Origin of the sequence: Mesorhizobium sp. L-8-3 (assembly GCF_016756615.1) — a bacterium.
Classification (GTDB): Bacteria; Pseudomonadota; Alphaproteobacteria; order Rhizobiales; family Rhizobiaceae.
Genome location: NZ_AP023262.1, coordinates 5,494,423 through 5,519,916, shown reverse-complemented (window position 1 = coordinate 5,519,916; position 25,494 = coordinate 5,494,423). Strand labels below are relative to the sequence as shown.

The window sequence follows — 25,494 nt, the reverse complement described above, 5'->3', positions numbered from 1 at the left end:
GCGGGTTGATACAGGCAAAGCCCTCGCCGGTCCACCGATCTCCTTCATGACCGTGCCGCTGCTCTTTGACTGCTCCCGGTCTCAGCGTCCCCAGAAGGTCGGGGTGAAGATGACGAAGACGGCGAGGATTTCGAGGCGACCGAGCAGCATCGCAGCCGAGCAGATCCATTTCGCGGCATCCGGCAGCGAGGAGAAGTTGCCGACCGGCCCGATGACGGGGCCGAGGCCCGGCCCGACATTGGTGAGCGAGGTGAGGGCGCCGGTCATGGCCGTCGTCAGGTCGAGGCCTGTGGCGGCGAGGAGGATGGTCGCGATCGCCCACAGCACGAAGAAGGAGGCGATGAACAGGACAACCGCGCGCTGCATGTCCTCGTCGACCGTGCGGTCGCCGTAGCGCACCGGCTGCACCATGCTCGGATAGATGAGGCGGCGCAGGCCGTTCACGATCAGTTCGAACAGGATCAGGAAGCGATAGGACTTGATGGCGCCGGTCGTCGAGCCCGAGCAGCCGCCCAGGAATGTGGCGACGAAGATGCAGGCTACGGCGAAGGGACCCCATTGCGTGTAGTCGTCGCTGGAGAAGCCCGTCGTCGTGATGATCGATATCATGTTGAAGGTCGAATGGCTGAGCGCCTCGAAGAAGGGCATGTCCATGCTGACGCGCAGATAGACCGCCACCGCCAACGCGAACATGACGCAATAGCCGGCGAAAGCCCTGATCTGCGGGTCGCGCATCGCATCGAGCCGCCCGCGCACGGCGAAGAGGATCGTGATCGAGAAGGGCAAGGCCCCGATGAACATGAAGATCGAGCCGATCCACAGGATGGCTGGCGTGTTGGCGTAGCGGATGAAGGAAGTGTCATGGGTCGACATGCCGCCTGTCGCGATCGTGGACATGGCATGGTTCACGGCGTCGAAGCCTCTCATCCCGGCGATCGCGTAGCAGACCGCGCAGATGAAGACGAGCGCCGTATAGATGCCGATCAGGCTGATGGCGAAGGTCTGGAAACGCTCGAAAGGGCGATCCTCTATGTCGGAGGATTCTATTCTGAAATAGGAGACGCCGCCGATGTTGAGGAAGGGCAGCAGGAAGAGCCCCAGCGCGATGACCCCGAGGCCGCCCATGAAGGAAAGCAGGGAGCGCCAGAGCAGGAGGCCGGGAGGCAGATGGTCGAGGCCGTTGATCACGGTCGAGCCGGTGGTGGTGATGCCCGAGACCGATTCGAAGAAGGCGTCGGTGACGCTGAGGTCCAGTGACGACAGCATAAAGGGCACGGCGCCGGCGACGGCAAGCGTGAACCACAGGAGGTTGACGAGAAGGAAACCGAAGCGCGTCGTCACCTGCGGCGGGCGGCCCTGGGTCGCCACGGCGACGGCAAGGGCAAGGCCGCCCATGGACAGTGCCGAGAAGGCGAAGACCTGCCAGTCCCGATGGCCGAAATAGAGATCGACCGCAGCGGGGATGAGCATCGCGGCCGAGAGATAGATGGCGAATACGGCTGCGATATGGATCGCCGCACGGACGGCATTTCTGTTCACGAATCCCCCAGGGCAGGTTTCGGAAAAGTGCCCGACGGTCTTCCGGAAAAACCTGCGGCAAGAAGAAGAAACCAGGCAGGTGAAGCGTGGGCGAAGCCACGCAATCCCGTCTGGCGTCCCGATTCCGAAATTCGCGATATCTCGATATCAGGCCCCGGGGAGGCGCTGCGCTTTCGCGGCAGGTGATGGCTTCATACAGGCGAATATGCCATAGCGCAAAGCAAGGGCAGCGGTACGGGGTGGTTATCCCCGGCAGGATGGAACGGCATGACTGGTTTCAACGAGCAGGTGGCACAGGCGGCCGAGGCGCTGCGCGCCCTGTTCCCGGAAACGCCGCTACAGGAAAACGACTATCTGTCGCGCAAGACAGGGGCGCGCATCCTCCTGAAGCGCGAGGATCTTTCGCCGGTCCGTTCCTACAAGATCCGCGGCGCCTTCAATTTCTTCCGCAAGGCGCTCGGCGCCGGCGCAAAATCCGATCTCTTCGTCTGTGCGTCGGCCGGCAACCACGCCCAGGGTTTCGCCTATGTTTGCCGTCATTTCGGCAAGAAGGGCGTGGTCTTCATGCCGGTGACGACACCGCAGCAGAAGATCGACAAGACGCGGCTGTTCGGCGGCGAATTCGTCGAGATCAGGCTGATCGGAGACTATTTCGACGATTGCTACCATGCCGCGCTCGCCTTCGCGGAGGAGGGCGGCGGCCACATGGTGCCCCCATTCGACCACAGGCACATCATAGAAGGCCAGGCGACCGTCGGCTGGGAGGTCGCCGCCCAGATGCCCGACGGCAAGGCCCCCGACATCATGGTGCTGCCCGTCGGCGGCGGCGGGCTGGCCGCCGGCGTGACGCGCTGCTTCGGCGAGCTCGGCCGGCGGCCGCGCTTCGTCTTCGCCGAGCCGGCGGGATCACCCAGCCTCAAGGAGAGTCTCGCCGGCGGCAAGCGCGTGAAACTCGCCAAGGTCGACAATTTCGTCGACGGCGCGGCGGTGGCCGAGATCGGCCGCGAGCCGTTCCGCCATCTCAAGGACTATCCGGCCGATGCCGTCCGGCTCATCCCGGAAAACCGGCTCTGCGCCACGATGATCGAGATGCTGAATGTCGAGGGCGTCGTGCTGGAGCCCGCGGGCGCGCTGGCGATCGACGCGCTCAAGGATTTTCCGCGCAAGGAGATCAAGGGCAAGTCGATAGTGCTGGTCGTGTCGGGCGGCAATTTCGACTTCGAGCGGCTGCCCGACGTCAAGGAGCGGGCGCTGCGCTTCGAGGGGCTGAAGAAATACTTCGTCTTCCGCTTCCCGCAACGGCCGGGCGCCCTGCGCGACTTCCTCGGCCTGCTCGGTCCCGACGACGACATCACCCGCTTCGAATATCTGAAGAAGTCGGCCCGCAATTTCGGCTCGGTCCTGATCGGCATCGAGACCAGGGATCGGAAAAACTTCGACATTCTCGCCAGGCGCTTCCACGAATCCGGCTGGGCTTATCAGGATATTACCGACAACGAGACGATCGCGGGACTGGTGATATGAGCGACACCGCCTTCATCGTACTGTTCCGCGGCGTCAATGTCGGCGGCAACAAGGTCGCCAGGATGGAGACCTTGCGGAAAGTGCTTGGCGAGGCTGGCTTCGGCAAGGTCGCGACCTACATCCAGAGCGGCAATGTGGTGCTGACGTCGGTCAGGCCGGCCGCGGAAGTCGCGGCGATCATCGAGAAGGTGTTCGCCGAGACCTTCGGCTTTTCATCGCGCGTGACCATCCGCAGCGCGGACGCCTGGGGCCGGATCGTTGCGGACAATCCGTTCCCGCAAGGCGCCGACGATCCGAAGCGTCTGCATGCTGTCCTGCTCGATGAAGCGCCCGCAGCCGGGGCGGTCGAGCGTCTGCGTGAACTGGCGACGCCGAGCGAGCGCTTCGTCGTCGGGGAGGGCGTTCTCTATCTCTTTGCGCCCGATGGCATCGGCACATCGAAGCTGGCGGCAGCGATGGACAGGGTGCTCGACGTGCCTTTGACAGCTCGCAACTGGCGCACCGTCCTGACCTTGCTGGAGATGGCCGGGAAGGCCGCGTGAGGGCAGGCCCGGCTTCCTGGCTCCACCAGGCTCTCGCCGGCAGGCAGCGCCGATCAATCCTTGATGACCACCGTTGACATCAGCGCCGCCACCGTGAATTTTTGACGCCTGCTTTCAACGTGACGAACTGCGTCCGCCGGCTCCGGGGCGTGCCGCCGGTGGATGCACATATCCGCACAAAGGGGCGAGCCGTCCCGGCAGGCGGTCCACTCCGATCCTTCGCGGGATGTCGGCGGGCTGGCGGAGGCGGCGCAAAGGCTGCCCCGTCACCCGCCTTCGACGGCATGCCGAAATTACAGGCCCGTCCTGCTAATTTCCTGTACTTTACAGGACCGCCGGCGCGGCGCGCAACATATGCGTGCATGGTTGGGTGGCCCCTGCGGCCGGATGCCGCCTGCCGTGCCGCGGCGAATTCATTTGCCTTTTCGATCGAACTCGCCCATATGGCCGCCATAGGCGCTTGGGCCGGATATCCGGCTTTCCCGACCGTCGGGACTGGTTGCGTCTTCCTTCCCCTTTCCATTCCCGGAAAGTGAAGGGTGTGCCGCGGGCATGATGCCCGTGGACGCGACAGCGCAGCCGAGCGGGTTTTCCCCGCCGCCTTGTCGTTCCCGTAAAATACACCGCCGGCAGGTTGCGCCCTGCCGCGATATGCAGTGCGGCCCTTGTTGGCCGCCCGAAAGAAGAAGAAATTGAACAACGAAAATCCGGCGGAGCTCGAAGGCTTCGCACGACTTGGAATTTCCGGCGCGCTGTTGAAGGCCGCCACCAATGCCGGCTTCACCGATCCCAAGCCGATCCAGGCGCAGTCGATCCCGGCGCAGCTTGAGGGCCGGGACATATTGGGTGTCGCCCAGACCGGCTCCGGCAAGACCGCGGCTTTCGCGCTGCCGATCCTGTCGAAGATCATCGCGCTCGGCACCAGGCGGCGCCCGAAGACGGCGCGCGCCCTGATCCTGGTGCCCACACGCGAACTGGCCGTGCAGATCGAGGAGACCTTCCGGCTGCTCTCCAAGGGGGCGCATATCTCGACCGCGCTGGTCCTTGGAGGGGTCTCCCGCTTCAGCCAGGTCAAGAAGCTCGCGCCTGGCGTCGACGTGCTGATCGCCACGCCCGGCCGGCTCACGGACCTCGTCCGCGAAGGCGACGTGATCCTGTCGGAGACAACCTGGCTGGTGCTCGACGAAGCCGACCGCATGCTCGACATGGGCTTCATCAACGATGTCAGACGCCTCGCCAAGGCCACGCATCCGGCCCGGCAGACGGCTCTCTTCTCCGCGACGATGCCGCCCGAGATCGAGCAGCTCGCGCAGGGGCTGCTGCGCAATCCGGCGCGGGTCGAAGTTGCGCCGCAAGGCACGACGGCCGCCGAAATCCACCAGAGCGTGGTGATGGCGCGCACCCGGCAGAAGCGGCAGGTTCTCTCGACCATGCTGGCAGATCCCGGGATGCGTTCGGTGATCGTCTTCGCCCGCACCAAGCACGGCGCCGACAGGGTGACGCGCGACCTCGAGCGCGACGGTTTCGAGGCCGCGGTGATCCACGGCAACAAGTCGCAGAACGCCAGGCAGAAGGCGCTGAACGGCTTCCGCGACGGCTCCGTCCGCATCCTGGTGGCGACCGATATCGCCGCCCGCGGCATCGACGTTCCCGGCATCAGCCACGTCGTCAATTTCGACCTGCCCGATGAGGCCGAAAGCTATGTGCACCGCATCGGCCGCACCGGCCGTAACGGCGCCGACGGCGTCGCCATCACGCTGTGCGATCCGGCCGAGGCGAGCAAGCTGCGTGCCGTCGAGCGGATCATCCGCATGCGGCTGCCGGTCGCGCGCGACCATACGGGCGAGCCCGATCCGCGGCCCGAGCCGCGTGTCCGCGACATGGCGGCCCTGAAGCCCGACAACGATCAGGGCGGCCGTGGCGAGGGCCGCGCTCAGCGCCCGGACCAGCGTCGCCGCGACGGCGGCAAGCCGGGCCAGGGCAAGCCGTTCCCCGGCAAGCCGGGCGAGCACAAGGCCGGCGAGCGCAAACCCTTCCGCGCGAAGCGCCGCCGTTTCGGCGGCAAACGCCCCGCGGCCAAGGCGGCCTGACGCAGCCTGCGACTTCCGCCGGCCCTGCAGTTGCGGGGCCGGCTTTTTGTTCGAACGCCAGCGGAAACCGCTGCCTATGCAGCGGCGCAAACGGTCGCGGCGCGCTTCCCCTGTCCAGGGCGAACGTCCAGGCCGATTTCTGGGGAATGGCAGGACCCGGACGATTGCGCCTGCGGCCTGCGTGGCGATAGGGGTGAAGCAGGAGCGTCCGGAGGGAAGATACCGTTCGATCGCTCTGCATGACGGGAGGGGATATGGCAGGCATCGTCGCTCTTGCCGTCGGCTACGTGCTGTCGCAATTCTACCGTTCGTTCCTGGCCGTGCTGACGCCGGCGCTCGGCGCCGACCTGGGCATGACCAAGGCGCAACTGTCCTTCGCGTCGGGGGCCTGGTTCATCGCTTTCGCCCTGGCGCAGTTCGGGGTCGGCGTCTGTCTCGACCGCTTCGGCCCGAAACGGACCACGGGGCTGTTCGTCGCGCTCGGTGCAGGCGGCGGGGCGTTCCTGTTCGCGGCCGCCTCGTCGCCCTGGATGGTGATCGTCGCCATGGCGCTGATCGGCGTCGGCTGCGCGCCTGTTCTGATGGCGTCGCTGTTCATCTTCGCCAAGACCTTTTCGGCGGCTCGTTTCGCCGTGCTCTCCTCCTGGATGGTCGCTTTCGGCACGGCCGGCAACGTGATCGGCGCTGCGCCGCTCGCCAATGCGGCTGAGGCCTTCGGCTGGCGCCCGGTGATGACCGCGCTCGGCCTGCTCACGCTGTCGGCAGCAGCGGCCATCGCGCTCGTGGTGCGTGACCCCGAACGGGCGGCGGAAAAGCCCGCCGGCTTCGGCTTCGGGGGCTATCTCGACCTTCTTCGCATCAGGGCACTGTGGCCGATCATCCCGCTGACGGCGATCAACTACGCGCCGCCGAGCGGCATAAGAGGGCTTTGGGCCGGCCCCTATCTGACCGACGTCCATGGCGCTGATGCCCTGACCATCGGCAATGTCACGCTGTTCATGGCCTTCGCGATGGTGGCCGGCTCGTTCCTCTACGGTCCGCTCGACACGATCTTCAAGACCCGCAAATGGGTGGCGGCCGTCGGCAACGCCGTGGGCCTGGCCGCCCTCGTGTCGCTCGCGCTGCAGCCCGTCATCGGCATCCCCGTGGCCACGGCGGCGTTCGTCGTGATCGGCCTCTTCGGCAGCGCCTACGGCCTGCTGATGGCGCATGCCCGCGCCTTCGTGCCCGCCCATCTCATCGGTCGTGGCGTCACGCTGATGAACTTCTTCGCCATCGGCGGCGTCGGCATCATGCAGTTCGCGACCGGCGGCGTGGTCACGGCAAGCGTCGTGCCCGGAGAGCCGGCCGCCGCCTACGCCGCGCTGTTCGGCTTCTACGCTGCGACGCTCGGCATATCGCTCCTGATCTATCTCTTCGCCAAGGACGCGCCCCCGCATCGCATCCCGTAGATGGCGCCGTGTCGCGCCGCGCGATCCCGGTTCCCTGACCGATTTCCGCGTCAGCGCACGACCGCGTCGATCCAGGCGGAAGCCCTGTCGGCGAGCGCCTGGGTCGTCGCCGGGGACAGGGCGTCGCCGGCGATCACATGGTTCGCCGGGTCGCCGCTGCGCTCCACCGGGACCAGTTCGTGGCGCGCACCCCAGCGCGCCGCGATCTCGCGCGTCAGGTCCTGCCTCACGACCTTGTCGTCGTCGCTGAATATGAAAAGCGCGGGAATTCCGATCGTCTCGACGGGTGCATTGCGCGCGAGGTCCACCAGCGCGGCCATGGGCAGCAGCGCCATGGTCGGATAGCGCGTGGTCCAGAGTTTCTCATGCAATGGATTGAGCGGCGCGAACGAGCGCTCCTTGCCGATGAGGGCTTCGGCGATCTGCTTGCCCCAGGGCCAGGTCAGCATCTGCGATCCCGTAGCGCGGACCCCGAAATTGGGAGAGACGAGGACCATGGTGGCGACATCGCGCGAAAGCTCCGGCCGGGTCGCGGCCCAGGTGGCGAGCGATGCGCCGGTCGAAGTGGCGATGACGACGACCTTGTCGCCTATCGCACGGCCGATTGCGATCGCCTCTGCATAGTCGTTGATCCAGGCATTGACCGTGCCGCTCGTCATCGCCGGGCCGTCCTGGCCGTGACCGGTCAGACGCGCAAGGAAAAGATTGGCGTCGAGCGCGTCGGCGACTTCGTCGGGCAGGGGGCGGAGTTCGCCCTTCGACGCCGAGAAGCCGTGGATGTAGACGATCGAAATCGGGGTCCTGGCGCGGATCAGCGGATTCGCCCAGACGATTTCTTTCTCGAGCCCGGGGCGGATGGCGGGTACCGCGTCTTCCTTCCCGTCGAGATAGGCTTGCGGATCGTCGCCGATCGCGGCCGGGTCGAACCTGACAGTCGTGTCGAGCGCCACCCGCGGCCCGAGGAGGAAGGCGACTGTCAGCGCGGCAATGACGACAAAGAGCCAACCCAAGATGCGTCGCCCCATCAAAGACCTCGAAAACATCGGTGCAAGCCATCACTCGGCCGGGGCGGACGATCAGTTTCTCGGCTTCCTGCCCGCCGGAACCGGCCGTCTGCCCCACCCCGTCGCCTTGTTGACGAACCAGAAACGCAAAGGTTGAGGACAGACGCGCAATAGCTTGAGAAACCAGGTGAATCGGTGAGGAAACGTGACTTCGAAGCCGCCGGATTTGAGCCCCTTCAGCATACGCCTGGCAGCGTCGTCGACCTTCATGAGGGCAGGCATCGGAAAGGCGTTCTTTTCGGTCAGCGGGGTGTCGATGAAGCCGGGATTGATGACCTGGATGCGGATGTTCATCTTGTCGAGATCATATTTCAGGGATTCGGCCATGTTGTTGAGCGCTGCCTTCGAGGCGCCGTACGCGGCCGTCGAAGGCCAGCCGAAATAGCCTGAAACGGAGGCGACGATCGCAACGTGCCCGTGACCGCGCTCGCGCATCCGCTCCACCGTCGGCACGATGCCGTTGATCACGCCGAACAGGTTGATCTCGTAGGTCCTGACGAAATTCTCGGCATTGAGCCGTTCGCCGCGTGTCTGGAAGTATTTTCCCGCGTTGAAGACGGCCAGGACGATCGGCCCGGCACTGGTCTCGATCGCATCGACGATCCCGGCCATGGCCTTCTCGTCGGCCACGTCGCCCGGAAACGGGATGATCCTGCCCGGCAGGCCTTCCGCCTCCTCGGACAGCGATACGAGCTTCTCTTCGGTCCGGGCGGTCACTGCGACCTGATAACCCTCCCGCGCCAGGTCGAGGGCCAGCGCACGTCCTATGCCGGTGCTGGCGCCGGTAACCCAGGCAATGCCGTCCTTGGGTTTCGCCCGATAGAGCGCCATTTCCCCATCCAGTTGTCTTTTCGGGCGAAGCTACAACGGCTGCGCCGGTGCCGCAAATCTCTTCCCTCGCCGGTCGAAGCGGCGACGCGGGAGCGGCGGAATTAGACAGGCTGGCCCCTGCAAAGCAACTCCCGGCGGCCTCTTTTTCGGTGCGCCGTGAAATTGGCATTCGATTTCCGCTTGCTTGGCGCAAATTCTCACCTTGAAAGCGGCGTCGCCGGTTTCTAGGGTCGCTCCGCGAGACGAGCAAAGGAATCCCCATGTACCGGTCCGTGATCGACGCCATCGGCAATACGCCGCTGATCCGCCTGAGGCGGGCTTCGGAGGAGACCGGCTGCGAGATATTGGGCAAGGCCGAATTCATGAATCCGGGTCAGTCGGTGAAAGACCGCGCCGGCCTCTTCATCATCCGGGACGCGGAAGAGCGCGGGCTGCTCAGGCCCGGCGGGGTGATCGTCGAGGGCACGGCCGGCAACACCGGCATCGGCCTCACGGTCGTCGCCAAGGCGCTTGGCTACCGCACCGTCATCGTCATCCCCGACACCCAGAGCCAGGAAAAGAAGGACGCGTTGCGGCTGCTCGGCGCGGAACTCATCGAGGTGCCGGCCGTGCCCTACAAGAACCCCGACAACTATGTGAAGATATCGGGCCGGCTTGCGGAGCAATTGGCTCGCACCGATCCCAATGGGGCGATCTGGGCCAACCAGTTCGACAACGTCGCCAATCGTGACGGTCATGTCAGGACGACGGCGCAGGAGATCTGGGACCAGACTGGCGGAAAGGTCGACGGCTTCGTCTCGGCCGTCGGGACCGGCGGCACGCTGGCCGGCGTCTCCATCGGTCTGAAGGAGAAGAGCAATGGGGTGAAGATCGCGCTGGCCGACCCGCTCGGCGCTGCCCTGCACAGCTTCTACACCGAAGGGCTGCTCAAGGCCGAAGGCAGTTCCATCACAGAGGGCATCGGGCAGGGTCGCATCACCGCCAATCTCGAAGGCTTCACGCCGGACTTCTCCTGGCAGGTTCCCGACGAGGAGGCGCTGCCGATCATCTTCGACCTGATTCAGGAAGAAGGCATGTGCGTGGGCGGTTCGACCGGCATCAATATTGCCGGCGCGATCCGCCTGGCCAGGGAACTTGGCCCAGGCCACACGATCGTGACCATCCTCGCCGACTTCGGCACGCGCTACCAGTCGAAGCTCTTCAACCCGACCTTCCTGCGCGGCAAGAACCTGCCCGCACCGGAATGGCTGGAAACGACCCCGGACATTTCGGTGCCCTTCGAGGGGGGCGCCTGATGGCTTTCGTCACCAATGCCCTCTTTCGCGAAGACGCCTATCTGAAGCTTGGCGAAGGCCAGGTCGCGGCGGTCAACGAGCGCGGCGGCATCATCCTCGACCGCACGATCTTCTACGCCACGTCGGGCGGGCAGCCGGGGGATACAGGGTTTCTGATCCGTTCGGACGGGAGCCGCATCGCGGTCGCTGCCACGATTTCGGGCGAGACGAAGGACGAAATCATCCATGTGCCCGCGCCGGAGCAGCCGATGCCCGAGCCGGGCGAGACGCTGTCGCTGGCCATCGACTGGGAGCGGCGGCTGCGGCTGATGCGGATGCACACGGCCTGCCACCTCCTGACCGTCGTGTGCCCGTATCCGATCACGGGAGCGTCGGTCGCGGAGGACGATTCCCGTATCGATTTCGACATTCCGGATTCCAGCTACGCCAAGGAGGACGTCACGGAGCGGCTCATGGAACTGGTGGCGGCGAACCATCCGGTGTTCACCCGCTGGATCACCGACGACGAACTGGCGGCCAATCCCGGCCTGGTCAAGTCGAAGAATGTGCGCCCGCCCTCGGGAACGGGCCGCATCAGGCTTGTGTGCATCGGTGATGACGCTGTCGTCGACAGCCAGCCCTGCGGCGGTACCCATGTCGCGGCGACGGGCGAGGTCGGCGCCATCCATATCGGCAAGATCGAGAAAAAGGGGCGCGAAAACCGTCGTTTCCGTATCCGTTTCGGCCCGTTGCCAGGGAATTGAGGAACACCATGGGTGAGAAGAGCCCGTTCGTCGTCGATGCAGACTGGCTGCAGTCGCGGCTTGGATCGCCGGGCCTGTCGATCGTCGATGCCTCCTGGTACCTGCCGGCACATCGTCGCGACGCACGCGCCGAATATGAGACAGCGCATATTCCGGGCGCCGTGTTCTTCGACCTCGACAGTGTGGTGGAGGAGGGCGCCAGTCTTCCGCATACGCTGCCGCGGCCGGCTGCCTTTGCGCAATCGGTCGGCTCGATGGGCATCTCGGCCGACGACACGATCGTCGTCTATGACGGGCCGGGCTTCCTTTCGGCTCCCCGCGTATGGTGGATGTTCCGCATCATGGGCGTGGCCGAAGTGTTCATTCTGGACGGCGGTTTCGACCGCTGGAAGGCGGCCGGTCGGCCGGTTACCGCCGCATCGACCCGAATCGCGGCCAACGTCTTCTCGACCGATTTCGACGCCGAACGCGTGGTGTCGCTCGCCGAGATGCGCGACATCGTCGCCAGCGGCAGCGCCCAGATCGCCGACGCGCGTTCAGCCGGCCGGTTCGCCGGTACGGAGCCGGAACCGAGGCCTGGGCTGCGCTCTGGCCATATGCCCGGCGCCAGGAGCGTGCCGTCCACAACGCTGTCTGAGAACGGCGAACTGCTGCCGGTGGACCGCCTGAAGGAGGTGCTGGAGGGCGCCGGCCTCGACCTGTCGAAGCCGATCGTCACCTCCTGCGGTTCCGGCGTCACTGCCGCCGTCATCACGCTGGCGCTCTATTCGATCGGCCATGGCGACAACCGTCTCTATGACGGTTCCTGGACCGAATGGGGCGGGCTCCCCGACACGCCGGTTGCCACCGGCAAGGCATGACGATGATGGAGCGACCGGACCCGATCGAGGTGACCGTCACCTTCCTCGAGATGACGAAGCCGCCGGCGCGCTATGCGCCGCTGCCTGTGGGACGGCAGATAGCGTTGCTCAGGGCCAGGAAAATCCCGCTGCACTTCTATCGCTATCTGCTCGATCGCGTCGGCCGCAAGTGGCACTGGGTCAATGCGCTCCGTCTGAGCGACGAGGAACTGGCATCGTCACTTCATGCGCCGGGGCGCGATGTCCGGGTGCTCTATCTCGACGGCGCGCCGGCCGGCTTCTTCGATCTGAAGCCGCAACTTCCCGACCATACCGAGCTGGCCTATTTCGGCATGATGGACCAGGCAATGGGGCAGGGCATCGGCCGCTGGTTTCTCGGCGCCGCGATCGAGGCCGCCTGGGCGACCGATCCGCAGGCGGTGACGGTCCAGACATGCACGCTCGATCATCCAGCCGCCTTGCCGCTCTACCAGAAGCTTGGTTTCGTGCCGGTCGGCCAGAAGCAGGAGACTGTCTTTCCCTTGACGCCTTCGGAAAGGGCCGAAAGCGTGATGCGGTAGCAGTTGGACTTGCCGAAATGCTGGCCTCTCTCGGCGAGACGGCCGCGCCGGAAACGGGTGGCCGGGCTCGGGCCACGAGCGTATCTGCATGGCGTTCCATGTGGAGAACCGCCATGCTCATCCGCTACGTTGCCATGCGCACCGACCGCGTTCGCGCCCTCCAGGGAGGCGCACCAGACGACTACGGCATGCCGCCCGAGCGGCGCATTTCGGATGGCGACGGGGTTCCGTGCCGCCATTGCCTGCGCAACGTCAAGGCGGGCGGGGCCTATCTCGTCCTGGCCTACCGACCGTTCCCCGCGCTGCAGCCCTACGCGGAAACGGGCCCGATTTTCCTCCACGCCGAGCCTTGCGAGAGGGCGCCGGAGAGCGACGTCATTCCGGATCTGTTCAAGGCGACGCCGGACTACATCCTGCGCGGCTACGGCCATGACGACCGGATCGTCTACGGGACGGGAGCCGTGACCCCGACGCACAGGATCTGCAACCGCGCGCACGAGCTCCTGCAACGGCCGGACATTGCCTATCTCCATATGCGCTCGGCGAAGAACAATTGCTTCCAGTGCCGGATCGACAGGGAGGCCGGCTGACGACGGCCGATCCGGCTGTTCTGCCAAGGTCGGTGGATCGATCACTGAACGCGCGGACTGTGTGGCCCACGCCCCTTGGCGCGAAGCCAAGTGGCCGGAGTGCCGCGTCGGCGATTGAGGGAAAGTGGGTGCGTGGGCATCCGGTTCCGATGGTATTACGACGTGGATCGCTTCGGCCTTGCGACCTGCGCCGAGAGCGAGCGGGTATTGACCCTGACATAGTCCATGAACTCGTCCTTGAGGACGTCGACGAAGGCGGAAAGGTAGCCGGGAAGCACGCGGCCCTTCGGCACCAGCATGGTGATGCGCGCCGGCTCGATCACGCTCTTCTCGAGGGGGATCCAGACCAGCTTGCCTTCGCTCACCTCCTTCTCGACGCCGAGCGATGACAGGAACGCAATTCCCAGCCCGGCGCGCACTAGGGCCTTCAGAATGCCGGGGCGCTCGGCATAGGCAACGATGCGGCCGAGCGCGTGATCGCCCTGGAAGAGGACGTTGAGACCGCTGTTGGTCAACCAGTCGCGTCCCGGTGCGATCAACGGATAGCGAGCGCATTCGGCCAGCGTCAGCACTGTCCGGCCCGAGAGCGGATGGTCCGGTGTGGCGATGATGCCGATCGGCTCGACCACGGTATGGACGACCTCCGCCTTGATCTTCTCGCTGACGTCGTAGGCAAGGACGACGTCGGCCTCCTTGGCCAGCAACTCGCTCGTTATGCGATGGTTGTCGCCTGAGATCAGCGTGTAGTCGACATGCGGAAAATGCGACTGCAGCTTGGTCATGGCCCGGGGCAGAACGTCCTCGGTGAAGGTTTCCGCCGCTGCGATCCGGATCGTACCGCGCACGCCGTCGCGCAGGCTGCCGATCTCCTGCTTCAACAGCATGGCCTCGCGATTCCAGCGCCTGACGATGGCGAGCAGGATCTCGCCGGCCGCTGTCGGCTTTATTCCGCGCGGCAGCCGCTCGAACAGCGGCACGCCCATCTCCTCCTCGAGCAGAAGCAATTGGCGGTTTACGGCGGACGAGGCGACATGCAGCACATCGGCGGCCTTGCGGATCGATCCGAAACGCGCCGCGCAATCGAAATAGACCAGAGCGGTGCGCATCAATGCCATCGGAACCGGTCCTTGCCAGTGCTCGAATATTTCGATCAGTAAGCGCAAAATTTGATGCTAGTGCAATCATTTTTCATGCGGCTACTATCGCTCCGGTCGGCAAGGGACAGGTCGAGTTCCGGCAAGCGCCGCGCGGAAGTCGCGGCCTGTTCCGTCACCCGTGACGAGGTGAATGGGGGAAGCGAGTGCACGCAACCGTCATACCGGAACAGGCCTCGAGGGCCATTTCTTCAGACATGCCCGTGGTGCGGACTGCCGCCCTCGAGATCGACGATGTGTCGGTCTCCTTCCCCGGACGCAGCGGAGCGGTCGACGCACTGACCGGCGTCAGCCTCGACATCGCGTGCAACCAGTTCGTTTCGATCGTCGGTCGCAGCGGGTGCGGCAAGTCCACCTTGCTGCGGGTCATCAGCAACCTGATACCGGCCACGAGCGGAGCGGTGCGGATCAACGGCCTGCCGAGCGAGGACTATCAACGCAAGCGCAAATTCGGCTTCGTGTTCCAGGATGCCAGCCTGTTCGCCTGGAAGACGGCTCGCCAGAACATCGAACTGCCGCTGGAGGTACTGGGCATAGGTTCGGCCGGCTCGCGCCGCGCGCGGGCGCTCGAGCTGCTGTCCCTGGTTAGCCTCGAGGGCTTCGCGGATCATTACCCGGCGCAGCTTTCAGGCGGGATGCGACAGCGCGTGTCGATCGCCAGGGCCCTGTCCTACGAGCCGGACATCATGCTGATGGATGAGCCCTTTGGCGCGCTCGACGAGTTCACGCGTCGGGAGATGCATGACGAACTCATTCGCATCTGGAGGTCGCGCAGCCTCACGGTGGTTTTCGTCACGCACTCGCTTTCCGAGGCGCTCTACCTGTCGGACCAGATCGTGGTCATGGCGCCGCGGCCTGGCCGCGTGAAGGCCGTCGTGCCGGTGCTGCATCCGCGCGAGGCCGATCCGGCTCTGCGCGCCAGCGCCGAATACATCCGCCAGACCGAAGAACTCGAGGCGTTGATCCATGCGCAATGACGTCATTGGGAACCGCGGCTTCGCCTTCATGTCGAAGGTGCTCGAATTGGGGCCGGCGCTGGCGATCTTCCTCGCCGTCGGCGTAGCCTGGGAACTGGCCGTCAGGCTCTTTTCGATCCCGGCCTATCTGCTGCCCGCTCCGAGCGCCATCGCCGTCAAGATGTACGAGGCGCGTGCGATGCTGTTCGAGAACCTCGTCTCGACCATGACCGCGGCCGTCCTTGGCTTCGTCATCGGCACGACAGTGGCCGTGCTGCTCGCGGTGCTGTTCCTATACTCCCGGACCGCTGAACGCGCGCTGTTTCCCTGGGCCATCACTCTCAAGGCCATCCCGATCCTGGCGATCGCGCCATTGCTCACGATCTGGCTCGGCTTCGGCCTCGCGCCCAAGGTCGCGATCGCCGCGATCGCCTGCTTCTTCCCGACGCTGGTCAATGCGGTCAAAGGCTTCCGCACTGTCGATCGCCAGTCGCTGGAATTCCTGGCGGTGGTGGGCGCTACGCGGGGGCAGACCTTCCGTCATGCGCGCATCTATGCCGCGCTGCCCTACATATTCGCCGCCGCCAAGATCAGTTCCAGCACCGCGGTCATCGGCGCCATCGTGGCCGAGTTCACCGGCGCCAATCTCGGCATCGGCACGGTCATCGTCACGGCCGGCTACCAGCAGGATGCCGCCATGCTGTTCTCGGCCATCGTCATCTCGTCGATCGCGACCATCCTGATGTTCTACCTTGTCATCGCCGCCGAACGGCTCTGCCTGTTCTGGCCCGAAGCGAGCATGGACGCCTGAGCAAACCACACAAATCAAGAATGGGAGACTTATCGTGATGAAGAGCCTTCGCAGATTGTTTGCTTCAGCCCTTCTTTCCAGCGCCTGCATCGCCGCATCCGGCCATGCGACATCCGCGGCCGACGACATCTCGCTGCGCCTGCCGTGGCTGCTCAACGTCCAGTCGGCCGGCTATATCATGGCCAAGAACAAGGGCTTCTACGACGAGGCCGGCCTCAATGTCGAGATCATGCCCGGCGGCCCGAACCTCAATTCGACCGCGCTGGTGGCTTCGGGCGCCAACACGTTCGGCACCAACGACGTCGGTCAGATCGCGCTGGGTGCGGCCAACGGCATGGACCTCGTGATGGTCGCAGCATGCTTCCAGCGCCACGCGGGCGGCGTCATCGCGCTGGCTTCGTCCGATATCAAAGAGCCGGCCGATCTTGCCGGCAAGAAGCTCGCCTACAATGAAGGCGGGCCCTGGGTGCTGACCAAGGCCATGCTGGCGAAAGCCGGCGTTCCCCTCGATCAGATCAGCCTCGTGGTCTCACCCAGTTCGGAACTGCTGATGAACGGCTCGGTGGACGCCAAGACCGGCTTCGCCATCAACGAGGCCGTCGCGATCGAGCTGAAGGGCAAGAAGACTTCCGTCATCCTGCCTTCGGACTACGGCGTGAGCGCCTACCTCGAAGTCGTCTTCACGACGCGCAAGACGGTGGAGGAGAACCCCGATCTCGTGAAGCGTTTCGTCGCCGCGACGAAGAAGGGCTACGACTACGCCTACCAGCACAAGGACGAGACCGTCGCGACCGTCGTCGCCTTGAACAATCAGCTCGATCCCGTGCAGCAGACGGCCCAGCTCGCGCTGCAGGAGAGCTATGTCTACACCGACTACTCCAGGAAGAACGGCACCTGCTCCTTCGATCCCGCTGTCGTGAAGGAGACCGTCGAGACGTTGCGCGAATTCGGTGGCCTGAAGGGCGATCTCGACGTCGACAAGCTCTATTCGACCGAGTTCATCGCCGCCCGGTAATACCAACGGTCAATGAGATCGACCGTTGGAACGCGCGACGGCGTGGCCCACGCCCGTTGGCGCGGAAAGCCAAGCGGCCCGGACGGGCCGCGCCGCCTGGATGCGTCGGCATCCAGGCCGTTGGAACAAGCCTTTTCGAGGAAGCAAGAGACCATGAATGTACAGCATACCCCCATCCATCCCGGCGGCGTCCAGATGCATCTGAAGATCAAGCCGGGCGACATCTCGCGCTACGTGCTGACCCCGGGCGACCCCGGCCGGGTGCCGGTCGTCGGCAGCAGCTGGGACAGCTATGAAGAGGTCGCGCACTTCCGCGAATACAGGACGGCGCGCGGCAAGCTCGACGGTGTCGACATCACCGCTTGCTCGCACGGCGTCGGCGGCCCGTCCACAGACATCGCTGTCGTGGAGCTGTCGAACTGCGGCGCCGACACATTCATCCGCGTCGGTTCCTGCGCGGCCCTGCAGCCGGAGATCGAGCCGGGTGACCTGGTCATTTCCACCGGCGCCCTTCGCCTGACCGGCACCGTCGATGCTTATGTCGACAAGTCCTATCCGGCGGTTGCCAACCACGAGGTGCTGATGGCCCTGATCGAAGCGGCCGAGGAAATGGGTGAGCGCTACCATCTCGGGCTCGCGGCCAGCGTGGACAGCTTCTATGCCGGCGAGGTCAATCCGATGCCCGGCGGCTTCTGGCAGTCGCGGATGAACCACGTCATCGAGGACCTGACGCGCGCCAAGGTCGCGAATTTCGAGATGGAGGCCGCGACGATCTTCACGCTTGCTCAACTCTTCGGCTTCAGAGGCGGCATGATCTGCTCGGTCGGGGCCAACCGCGTCACCCGCCAGCGCGCCGATTCCGCGGAATCGATCAAGCGCTGCTGTGCCGTCGCCAGCCGTGCCGTGGTCATCCTCGCCGGTTGGGACGCCAGGAAGAAGGCAGCGGGCAAGCCGCATTTCTTCCCCTCTCTTGCGGCCTGACACCGCCGGGAACGGACGCGGGGCGATGCCGACCAAAGTCATATTCGATACGGATCCCGGTGTCGACGATGCCGCCGCGCTCCTTTTTCTCAACGCCTGCCGGACGGTCGATCTCGTCGGGATCACCACCGTCTTCGGCAATGCCGACATCGACACGGTGACCCGCAACGCGCTCTATCTCAAGCGGCGATTCGGCATCGACGCCCCGGTCGCCAGGGGCGCCGGCCGCGCGCTCGAGGCGGAGCCGTCTCCGCCTCCCGTTCACGTCCACGGGCGCAACGGCCTGGGAGACATGCTGCTGGAAATCGAAGACCTGCCCGGGCCGGATCCGAGGCCGGCGCATCGCTTCATCATCGATCTGGTCCGGCAGCAGGAGGGGCAGATCTCCATCGTTGCGGTTGGCAGGCTGACCAATCTTGCGATGGCGCTTGCCGAGGCGCCCGATATCGCCGGCCTCGTCAAGGAGGTGGTGGTCATGGGCGGGGCATTCGGCCTCGCGGGTCCCAACGGCAACGTCACACCGGTCGCCGAGGCCAACATCATTGGCGATCCACACGCCGCCGACATCGTTTTCGGCACCGAATGGCCGGTGACAGCGGTCGGACTGGATGTGACCCGCCAGGTGGTGATGGGACCGGCCTCTCTCGATCGGTTGGCCGTTGGCGGGGAGGCGGCTCGTTTCATCGTCGAATCCACGCGCGGCTATCGGCACTATCATATGCGCTTTGGTGTAGACGGCTTCTATGTTCACGATTCCTCGGCCGCCGCCTTCGTCGTGGACCGATCGCTTTTCCAGACCAGGCGAGGGCCGATACGCGTCGCCACGCAGGGCGTGGCCGCCGGCCAGACGGTCCAGATGGACCGCATGACCCCTTACCCGCCTGGCGCCTGGGACGCGGCGCCGGATCAGGACGTCGCGGTTTCGGTCGATGCCCTGGGCGTCAGACAGTTGATCCTCGACACATTGTCGTGCTCGTCTTGAGGGCCGCTGGGAACCTTCGTCACGCACGAAAAAGCCCGCCGGCGATGACCGGCGGGCAGCGGGAGGAGTTCTTGCGGGCAGTCAGGCGGCCAGCACGGCCTTCGGCTCGGCCATCTCGTAGCCCAGCGATTCTGCGACCGCGCGATTGGTGATCTTGCCCTTGTGGACGTTGAGACCGTTCCTCAGATGCGGATCGTCGACCAGCGCCTTCAGGCCCTTGTCGGCAAGCTGCAGTCCGTAGTGCAGCGTGGCATTGTTGAGCGCATGGGCCGAGGTGACGGGAACCGCGCCCGGCATGTTGGCGACGCAGTAATGGATGATGCCGTCGACCTCGTAGGTGGGCTGGGCGTGAGTGGTGGCGTGCGAGGTCTCGAAGCAGCCGCCCTGGTCGATTGCGACGTCGACGAGCACGGCGCCCTTCTTCATGCCCGACAGCATCTCGCGGGTGACGAGCTTCGGCGCGGCGGCGCCCGGGATGAGCACGGCGCCGACCACGACGTCGGCGGAGAAGCACTCGTCTTCGAGCGCCTCGACGGTCGAGTAGCGGGTGTGGACACGGCCGTTGAAGATGTCGTCGAGCTGGCGCAGGCGCGGGATGGAACGGTCGATGATGGTGACGTCGGCGCCGAGACCGACTGCCATCTTGGCGGCGTGCAGGCCGACCACGCCGCCGCCGATCACGGCGACCTTCCCGGGTAGCACGCCGGGCACGCCGCCGAGCAGCACGCCGCGTCCGCCATTGGCCTTCTGAAGCGCGGTGGCGCCGGCCTGGATCGCCAGTCGGCCGGCCACTTCCGACATCGGCGCGAGCAGCGGCAGGCCGCCGCGGTCGTCGGTGACGGTCTCATAGGCGATCGCGGTCACGCCGGAGGCGAGCAGCCCCTTGGTCTGGTCAGGATCGGGCGCGAGGTGCAGATAGGTGTAGAGGATCTGGTCCTCGCGCAATTGCACCCATTCGTTGGGCTGCGGCTCCTTCACCTTCACGATCATATCGGACTTGGCGAAGACTTCCTCGGCGGTCTTGACGATCCTGGCGCCTGCTGCGTGATAGGCATTGTCGTCGGCGCCGATGCCGGCACCGGCGCCGCTTTCGATCAGCACCTCATGGCCGTGGCTGACATATTCCCGGACGGAACCCGGCGTCATCCCGACCCGATATTCGTGGTTCTTGATTTCCTTCGGGCATCCGACGCGCATATCGTGTTCTCCTCATCCGGCCTGTTGGGGCCCGTTCCCTGATGCCACAATTAAACACGGATCGCATCGCATGTGTTTGCGATTGCGGTTGCTGAAACGGCAATTCTTCGCTATTCCTTGCATCATATTGTCAGAAATTCGAAGGATCTACGAAGAATGTCGCTCGACAGGATCGATATCGCCATTCTCGACACGTTGCAGAAGGACGGACGCATCTCCAACGCGGCGCTGGCCGAGCGGGTAGGCCTGTCGCAATCGGCATGCTCGCGCCGACTCGACAACCTGGAGAAGACCGGCGTTGTGCGTGGCTACCACGCCCGGCTCTCCAACGCGGCACTCGGCCATCAGATGACGGCGATCGTGCACATATCCCTGTCCGGCCAGTTCGAGAAGACGCTGTCCGACTTCGAAGGGGCGGTGAAGCGTTGCCCGAACATCCTGTCCTGTCACCTTATGTCGGGCGAATACGACTACATATTGCGGGTCGCGGCACGTGACCTGGCCGACTACGAGCGGATCCACAAGGAATGGCTGTCGGCCATGCCGCATGTGACCAAGATCAATTCGTCCTTCGCCCTGCGCGAAGTGATCGACCGCACCGCGCTCGGCCTCAAGCCGGAAATGGCATGACGATCGGTGATCGCCCGGATTTGACGAGCTGCTGGTGAGCGTGATCTAGATGCGGCCCGGATATCGGGAGCATCGTCATGGCTGCAGGGTCCGGAACGCATCACGTCGTCATCGTGGGAGCGGGATTCGGCGGGCTGGAATGCACGCGCGCGCTCGACGGTGCGCCGGTCCGCGTGACGGTAATCGACCAGCGCAATCATCACCTGTTCCAGCCTCTGCTCTATCAGGTCGCCACCACTTCGCTCGCGACGTCGGAGATCGCCTGGCCGGTGCGCCATCTCCTGCGCAGGCGAAGGGACGTGACGACGCTGCTCGGCCAGGTCGCAGGCGTTGACGCCGCGGACAAGCGCGTTCTGCTCGGCGACGACCGCTCCGTAGCCTACGACACGCTGGTGCTGGCGACCGGTGCACGCCATGCCTATTTCGGCCATGACGAATGGGAGCCCTTGGCGCCCGGCCTGAAGACCATCGAGGATGCGACCACGATCCGGCGCGCTATCCTGAACGCCTTCGAACAGGCGGAATGGGAGGCTGATCCGGAAAAACGTCGGGCATTGCTGACCCTTGCCATCATCGGCGGCGGGCCGACGGGGGTGGAGCTTGCCGGCACCATCGCGGAACTCGCCCATGAGACGCTGCGCGGCGAGTTCCGCAACATCGACACACGCGAGACGCGCGTGGTGCTTATCGAGGCGGGCGATCGCATATTGTCGAATTTCCGGCCGAACTTGTCGGCCTATGCGAAGGCTGCATTGGAGCGGCTGGGCGTTACTGTAGAACTCGGCCGGCCCGTCACCGAATGCGACAGCGACGGTGTGGTCTTCGGCGGCCGGCGCCTGCATGCGCGCACCATCATCTGGGCCGCCGGCGTTGCCGCATCGCCGGCCGCCGAATGGCTGGGTGTCACGTCCGACCGCGCCGGGCGTGTGATCGTCCAGCCCGATCTGACGTTGCCCGGCCATGCCGATATCTTCGCCATCGGCGATACCGCTCATGTCGAGCGCCCGGACGGCAAGCCGGTGCCCGGCGTCGCGCCGGCTGCCAAGCAGCAAGGCAGGCATGTGGCCCTGACCATCCGCAGGCGTCTTGGCGGCGATAGGACACCGCAGCCGTTCCGCTACCGACACGACGGCGATCTCGCCACGATCGGCAAGCGGGCCGCCGTGATCGATTTCGGGTGGATTCGGCTCACCGGCCGGATTGCCTGGTGGGTCTGGGGCCTTGCTCACATCTATTTCCTGATCGGCTTGCGCAACCGCCTCGCAGTCTCGTTGAGCTGGCTGTGGATCTATGTGACCGGGCAGCGCAGTGCGCGCCTGATCACGCAGGGCGACGCGGACAAAGGCTGAAGCCGCCCCTGGTGGCGGAAATCTGGCGGTTGGTACCTGGTGGAAGACCTGGTCCGACCCCGATTGGCTGTTCGTCTGATACTGCCAGACCCGCACTCATGACCCAATGCGGTCTTTCAGTTGCGAGTGTCGCTTGCTGAAGTGGCGTTAGTCCGTTGGAGTCAATGGTATTCTTGATGGAGCGCTAATATACATAGACGCTCGAACGGGCAGCGCCTGCCAAATACTGGAGGAATGCCATGCGAAGGTCGTTCTTCACGGCAATGTGTATCGCCGCCGCAACAGCCGCTAACGCCCATGATTGGTACGAAGACAAGATTGACCCGCAGACGAAATTCAAGTGTTGCGGTAGTTCTGACTGCCGCGCCATACCTCGGTCTTCGGTGCGGTACAGGACCGATGGCGGATACACTTACTTGCCGCATAATTTCACCATCCCACGGGATCGTGTACAGGAGTCCCCGGATGACCAATACCACATCTGCGAGAATACATACGTCATAACTAATCAGCTTTATTGGCGTTGCTTTTTCGCACCTCGTGTCAACGTCTCCCTGGGTCTGGTGGACAAAGGCCATCCATAGTTTGATAGCGGCGACGACGACACCGAGGTATGACTTATTGGTTTTGTCACATCGAGTGGCGATCAGGCGCCAATTCTTGAGCTTGTTGAAAGGCGGTCGATCTGGTTGCGCCATCTGTATTTGCTTTGGCCATGCTGGGGCGGGTTGCGGCGGTTGCCGGGATGACGGCTTCCACCTCGGCCTTGGCAATTTCCTCGCGGGTCGCACCTGCGCCATAGCCCTTGTCTGCGAGCGTCGCCTCGATGCGGTCAGCGATCAGGAGCGCACCGCCCTGCGTGTCGTGCGTTTGGTCAGGCGTCAGCACGAAGCCGAGCGGGCGGTAGCGGCGAAAGCCGCTGTGCATTTGCCGTACCCTCCAGGCAGACGACGCTATTGCGCCCCGGCACGCGCCATCCACATCATGCCTCCAAAGTGCGTCCGGGCGCGCAACCGTGGCGCGGTACCGTAGGAGCGCGAATGAAGGAGCATTTTCATGGACTTCAACGGACCAATTGTCACACCTTTCACTTGCTGCGCGCCTACGGCTCTGGCACCAAGCGCCAGGTTTTCATCTTCGGAGATCGTGCGCCGGCGAATATTCATTCGCCTGTCATGGCTTCCTGCTGGACTTGCAGAAGGATCGGCGCGAAACTTCTGATTTCGGCCGGAAATTCTGGTCGCCGTCATCAATGGGAGAAAAAGACCATGTCGTTGCCGCTTGCATCCTTGTCGCGCCGAACCTTCCTTGCGGGGTCCGCCGCGACGGCCTTCGTGATGCTGCATCCCTTCTCGGCGCGCGCCCAGGCCAACCAGGCGCATCTGAGGATCATGGAGACCACCGACATCCATGTGAACGTGCTGCCCTACGATTATTATGCCGACAAGCCCAACGACACGATGGGACTGTCGCGCACCGCCTCGCTCATCGATTCGGTGCGGAAGGAAGCGACCAATTCCATGCTGGTCGACAATGGCGACCTGCTGCAGGGCAACCCGATGGGCGACTACATCGCCTATGAGAAGGGCATGAAGGAGGGTGACGTCCACCCTGTCATGAAGGGCATGAACATGCTCGGCTACGAGGTTTCGACGCTGGGCAACCACGAGTTCAACTACGGCCTCTCCTTCATGGACAAGGTGCTTGCCGGCGCGAACTTCCCCTTCGTCTGCGCAAATCTCGTGCGCGGCACGACGCTCGCCTCCAATCCGCGCGACGACAAGCTTTATTTGAAGCCCTATCTGCTCGTCGAAAAGAAGATCAAGGACGGTGCCGGCGCCGAACATCCGATCAAGATCGGCGTCATCGGTTTCGTGCCGCCGCAGATCATGATCTGGGATTCCAAGAACCTCGCCGGCAATGTGATCACCCGCGACATCGTCGAGGCCGCCAAGGCCTGGGTGCCGCAGATGAAGGAGGAGGGCGCCGACATCGTCATCGCGCTCTCGCATTCCGGCATCGACAACAAGCAGGGCGACATGATGGAGAATGCCTCCTTCTTCGTCGCCGGCGTGGAGGGCATCGACGCCGTCTTCACCGGCCATCAGCATCTGGTCTTCCCCGGCAAGAAGGACTTCCAGGATCTGGAGGGCGTCGATGCGGCGAAGGGTACGCTGCAGGGCAAGCCCGCCGTCATGGGCGGCTTCTGGGGTTCGCATATGGGCCTCATCGACTTCCTGCTCGAGCGAGACGGCAACAGCTGGAAGATCGTTTCCGCCACGTCGGAGGCGCGGCCGATCTTCGAACGCGTCGACAACAAGAACAAGGCGGTGGTCGGCGACGACCAGAGGCTGCTCGACGCGTTGAAGGAGGATCACGAGGCCACGCTCGCTTATGTACGCCGGCCGGTCGGCAAGACCTCGGCGCCGCTCTATTCCTATTTCGCGCTCGTCGCGGACGATCCTTCGGTCCAGATCGTGTCCCAGGCGCAGACCTGGTACGTCAAGGATCTGCTCAAGGAGTCCCAATGGAAGGACCTGCCGGTGCTGTCGGCAGCGGCGCCCTTCAAGTCGGGTGGGCGCGGCGGTCCGGAATATTACACGGATGTGCCGGCCGGCGACGTGGCGATCAAGAACGTCGCCGATCTCTACCTCTATCCGAACACCGTGCGGGCGGTGGAGATATCTGGCGCCCAGGTCAAGGAATGGCTGGAGATGTCGGCGGGCATCTTCAAGCACATCGAGCCCGGCAAGTCCGACCAGGCGCTGATCAATGCCGACTTCCCGGCCTTCAACTTCGACGTGATCGACGGCGTGACCTACAGGATCGACCTATCGCAGCCGCCCAAATACGACCCGAAGGGCGCGGTTCTGAACGCGAGTTCGAACCGCATCGTCGACCTTGCCTTCGACGGCAAGCCGATCGACCCGGCCGCCAGGTTCGTGGTCGCCACCAACAACTATCGCGCCGGCGGTGGCGGCAACTTCCCGGAGATCAACGCGTCCAAGGTGATCTTCGAGGCGCCCGATACCAATCGCGACGTGATCGTGCGCTACATCGTCGATCAGGGCACCATCAACCCGTCGGCCGACGCTAACTGGTCCTTCGTGCCGATGCCGGGCACGACGGTGCTGTTCGAGACCGGCCCCAAGGCGAAGGACTTCATCGCCGACGTCAAGGCCGTGAAGATCGAGCCTGCGGGTGAGGGCGCAGACGGCTTCGCAAAGTATCGGATTGCGCTCTGAGCATCCGAAACGACGGCGGCCTTTCCCGGCGGCCGCCGTCGACTCACTGCCCCTGGCGCTTGCCCATGGGATGGAGCGCGGCAAC

At 64.6% G+C, this 25,494-nt stretch carries 23 protein-coding genes; 17 read left to right on the top strand and 6 right to left on the bottom strand.

Annotation, left to right across the window (positions count from 1 at the left end):
- Nucleotides 1–81: 81 nt before the first annotated feature.
- On the bottom strand, nucleotides 82–1,539 hold the full coding sequence (locus JN302_RS25600; RefSeq protein ID WP_202329590.1) for a TrkH family potassium uptake protein: 1,458 nt from the start codon (nucleotides 1,537–1,539) through the stop codon (nucleotides 82–84).
- A 267-nt stretch (nucleotides 1,540–1,806) separates the two neighbouring features.
- On the opposite strand from JN302_RS25600, the gene ilvA reads away from it, so the two are divergent.
- The 4 genes from ilvA (at nucleotide 1,807) to JN302_RS25580 (ending at nucleotide 7,146) form a co-directional block, all read left to right on the top strand.
- The gene (gene ilvA, locus JN302_RS25595) at nucleotides 1,807–3,063 is read left to right on the top strand and encodes a threonine ammonia-lyase IlvA (protein WP_202329589.1); all 1,257 of its coding nucleotides are present in this window, start codon (nucleotides 1,807–1,809) and stop codon (nucleotides 3,061–3,063) included.
- Nucleotides 3,060–3,605 carry a DUF1697 domain-containing protein gene (locus JN302_RS25590; RefSeq protein ID WP_202329588.1) on the top strand — a complete coding sequence of 182 codons (546 nt, stop codon included), beginning with the start codon at nucleotides 3,060–3,062 and terminating at the stop codon, nucleotides 3,603–3,605. The genes ilvA and JN302_RS25590 overlap by 4 nt, the downstream gene beginning before the upstream one ends.
- 692 nt (nucleotides 3,606–4,297) lie before the next feature.
- The gene (locus tag JN302_RS25585) at nucleotides 4,298–5,695 is read left to right on the top strand and encodes a DEAD/DEAH box helicase (RefSeq protein WP_202329587.1); all 1,398 of its coding nucleotides are present in this window, start codon (nucleotides 4,298–4,300) and stop codon (nucleotides 5,693–5,695) included.
- 254 nt (nucleotides 5,696–5,949) lie between these two features.
- Nucleotides 5,950–7,146 carry an MFS transporter gene (locus tag JN302_RS25580; RefSeq protein WP_202329586.1) on the top strand — a complete coding sequence of 399 codons (1,197 nt, stop codon included), beginning with the start codon at nucleotides 5,950–5,952 and terminating at the stop codon, nucleotides 7,144–7,146.
- Nucleotides 7,147–7,196: 50 nt separating this feature from the next.
- Here the strand turns inward: JN302_RS25580 and JN302_RS25575 are convergent, their stop codons facing one another.
- Nucleotides 7,197–8,171 (bottom strand): alpha/beta hydrolase, encoded by a 975-nt coding sequence (locus JN302_RS25575; RefSeq protein ID WP_202329585.1) that lies wholly within the window; start codon nucleotides 8,169–8,171, stop codon nucleotides 7,197–7,199.
- A 51-nt stretch (nucleotides 8,172–8,222) separates the two neighbouring features.
- Nucleotides 8,223–9,041: an SDR family NAD(P)-dependent oxidoreductase gene (locus JN302_RS25570; RefSeq protein WP_202306760.1), complete on the bottom strand. Its 819-nt coding sequence runs from the start codon at nucleotides 9,039–9,041 to the stop codon at nucleotides 8,223–8,225.
- A gap of 260 nt (nucleotides 9,042–9,301) precedes the next feature.
- Here JN302_RS25570 and JN302_RS25565 point away from each other — a divergent pair, with 260 nt between their 5' ends.
- The 5 genes from JN302_RS25565 (at nucleotide 9,302) to JN302_RS25545 (ending at nucleotide 13,089) form a co-directional block, all read left to right on the top strand.
- Nucleotides 9,302–10,336, top strand: a complete 1,035-nt coding sequence (locus JN302_RS25565) for a cysteine synthase A (protein ID WP_202306758.1) — start codon at nucleotides 9,302–9,304, stop codon at nucleotides 10,334–10,336.
- On the top strand, nucleotides 10,336–11,079 hold the full coding sequence (locus tag JN302_RS25560) for an alanyl-tRNA editing protein (protein WP_202329584.1): 744 nt from the start codon (nucleotides 10,336–10,338) through the stop codon (nucleotides 11,077–11,079). The genes JN302_RS25565 and JN302_RS25560 overlap by 1 nt, the downstream gene beginning before the upstream one ends.
- An 8-nt stretch (nucleotides 11,080–11,087) precedes the next feature.
- The gene (gene sseA, locus JN302_RS25555; RefSeq protein WP_202329583.1) at nucleotides 11,088–11,939 is read left to right on the top strand and encodes a 3-mercaptopyruvate sulfurtransferase; all 852 of its coding nucleotides are present in this window, start codon (nucleotides 11,088–11,090) and stop codon (nucleotides 11,937–11,939) included.
- 2 nt (nucleotides 11,940–11,941) lie between these two features.
- A complete protein-coding gene (locus JN302_RS25550) occupies nucleotides 11,942–12,499 on the top strand; it encodes a GNAT family N-acetyltransferase (RefSeq protein WP_202329582.1) in 558 nt (185 codons plus the stop codon).
- A 113-nt stretch (nucleotides 12,500–12,612) separates the two neighbouring features.
- Nucleotides 12,613–13,089: a DUF1203 domain-containing protein gene (locus tag JN302_RS25545; protein WP_202329581.1), complete on the top strand. Its 477-nt coding sequence runs from the start codon at nucleotides 12,613–12,615 to the stop codon at nucleotides 13,087–13,089.
- A gap of 155 nt (nucleotides 13,090–13,244) precedes the next feature.
- Here the strand turns inward: JN302_RS25545 and JN302_RS25540 are convergent, their stop codons facing one another.
- Nucleotides 13,245–14,204, bottom strand: a complete 960-nt coding sequence (locus JN302_RS25540) for a LysR family transcriptional regulator (RefSeq protein ID WP_202329580.1) — start codon at nucleotides 14,202–14,204, stop codon at nucleotides 13,245–13,247.
- Between the two features lie 185 nt (nucleotides 14,205–14,389).
- On the opposite strand from JN302_RS25540, the gene JN302_RS25535 reads away from it, so the two are divergent.
- The 5 genes from JN302_RS25535 (at nucleotide 14,390) to JN302_RS25515 (ending at nucleotide 18,988) form a co-directional block, all read left to right on the top strand.
- Nucleotides 14,390–15,220 carry an ABC transporter ATP-binding protein gene (locus JN302_RS25535; protein WP_244845896.1) on the top strand — a complete coding sequence of 277 codons (831 nt, stop codon included), beginning with the start codon at nucleotides 14,390–14,392 and terminating at the stop codon, nucleotides 15,218–15,220.
- The gene (locus tag JN302_RS25530) at nucleotides 15,210–16,010 is read left to right on the top strand and encodes an ABC transporter permease (RefSeq protein WP_202329579.1); all 801 of its coding nucleotides are present in this window, start codon (nucleotides 15,210–15,212) and stop codon (nucleotides 16,008–16,010) included. The genes JN302_RS25535 and JN302_RS25530 overlap by 11 nt, the downstream gene beginning before the upstream one ends.
- Before the next feature lie 37 nt (nucleotides 16,011–16,047).
- Nucleotides 16,048–17,025 carry an ABC transporter substrate-binding protein gene (locus JN302_RS25525; protein WP_244743608.1) on the top strand — a complete coding sequence of 326 codons (978 nt, stop codon included), beginning with the start codon at nucleotides 16,048–16,050 and terminating at the stop codon, nucleotides 17,023–17,025.
- Between the two features lie 153 nt (nucleotides 17,026–17,178).
- The gene (locus tag JN302_RS25520; protein ID WP_202306747.1) at nucleotides 17,179–18,006 is read left to right on the top strand and encodes a nucleoside phosphorylase; all 828 of its coding nucleotides are present in this window, start codon (nucleotides 17,179–17,181) and stop codon (nucleotides 18,004–18,006) included.
- Nucleotides 18,007–18,031: 25 nt separating this feature from the next.
- Entirely contained in the window at nucleotides 18,032–18,988 is a 957-nt protein-coding gene (locus JN302_RS25515) for a nucleoside hydrolase (protein WP_202306746.1), read from the top strand.
- 81 nt (nucleotides 18,989–19,069) lie between these two features.
- Here JN302_RS25515 and ald read toward each other — a convergent pair whose 3' ends face one another.
- Entirely contained in the window at nucleotides 19,070–20,185 is a 1,116-nt protein-coding gene (ald, locus tag JN302_RS25510) for an alanine dehydrogenase (RefSeq protein ID WP_202329578.1), read from the bottom strand.
- Nucleotides 20,186–20,341: 156 nt separating this feature from the next.
- On the opposite strand from ald, the gene JN302_RS25505 reads away from it, so the two are divergent.
- Together JN302_RS25505 and JN302_RS25500 are read left to right on the top strand one after the other, a co-directional pair.
- On the top strand, nucleotides 20,342–20,815 hold the full coding sequence (locus JN302_RS25505) for an Lrp/AsnC family transcriptional regulator (protein WP_202306744.1): 474 nt from the start codon (nucleotides 20,342–20,344) through the stop codon (nucleotides 20,813–20,815).
- 77 nt (nucleotides 20,816–20,892) lie between these two features.
- Nucleotides 20,893–22,164, top strand: coding sequence for an NAD(P)/FAD-dependent oxidoreductase (locus tag JN302_RS25500; RefSeq protein WP_202329577.1), 1,272 nt, complete (start codon nucleotides 20,893–20,895; stop codon nucleotides 22,162–22,164).
- Nucleotides 22,165–22,794: 630 nt separating this feature from the next.
- On the opposite strand, the gene JN302_RS25495 is transcribed toward JN302_RS25500, so the two are convergent.
- Complete coding sequence (locus JN302_RS25495) at nucleotides 22,795–23,091, bottom strand: transposase (protein ID WP_202329576.1); 297 nt, start codon at nucleotides 23,089–23,091, stop codon at nucleotides 22,795–22,797.
- Nucleotides 23,092–23,432: 341 nt separating this feature from the next.
- Between JN302_RS25495 and JN302_RS25490 the strand changes: the two genes are divergently transcribed.
- Complete coding sequence (locus JN302_RS25490) at nucleotides 23,433–25,409, top strand: bifunctional 2',3'-cyclic-nucleotide 2'-phosphodiesterase/3'-nucleotidase (protein ID WP_202306738.1); 1,977 nt, start codon at nucleotides 23,433–23,435, stop codon at nucleotides 25,407–25,409.
- Nucleotides 25,410–25,494 lie beyond the last annotated feature (85 nt).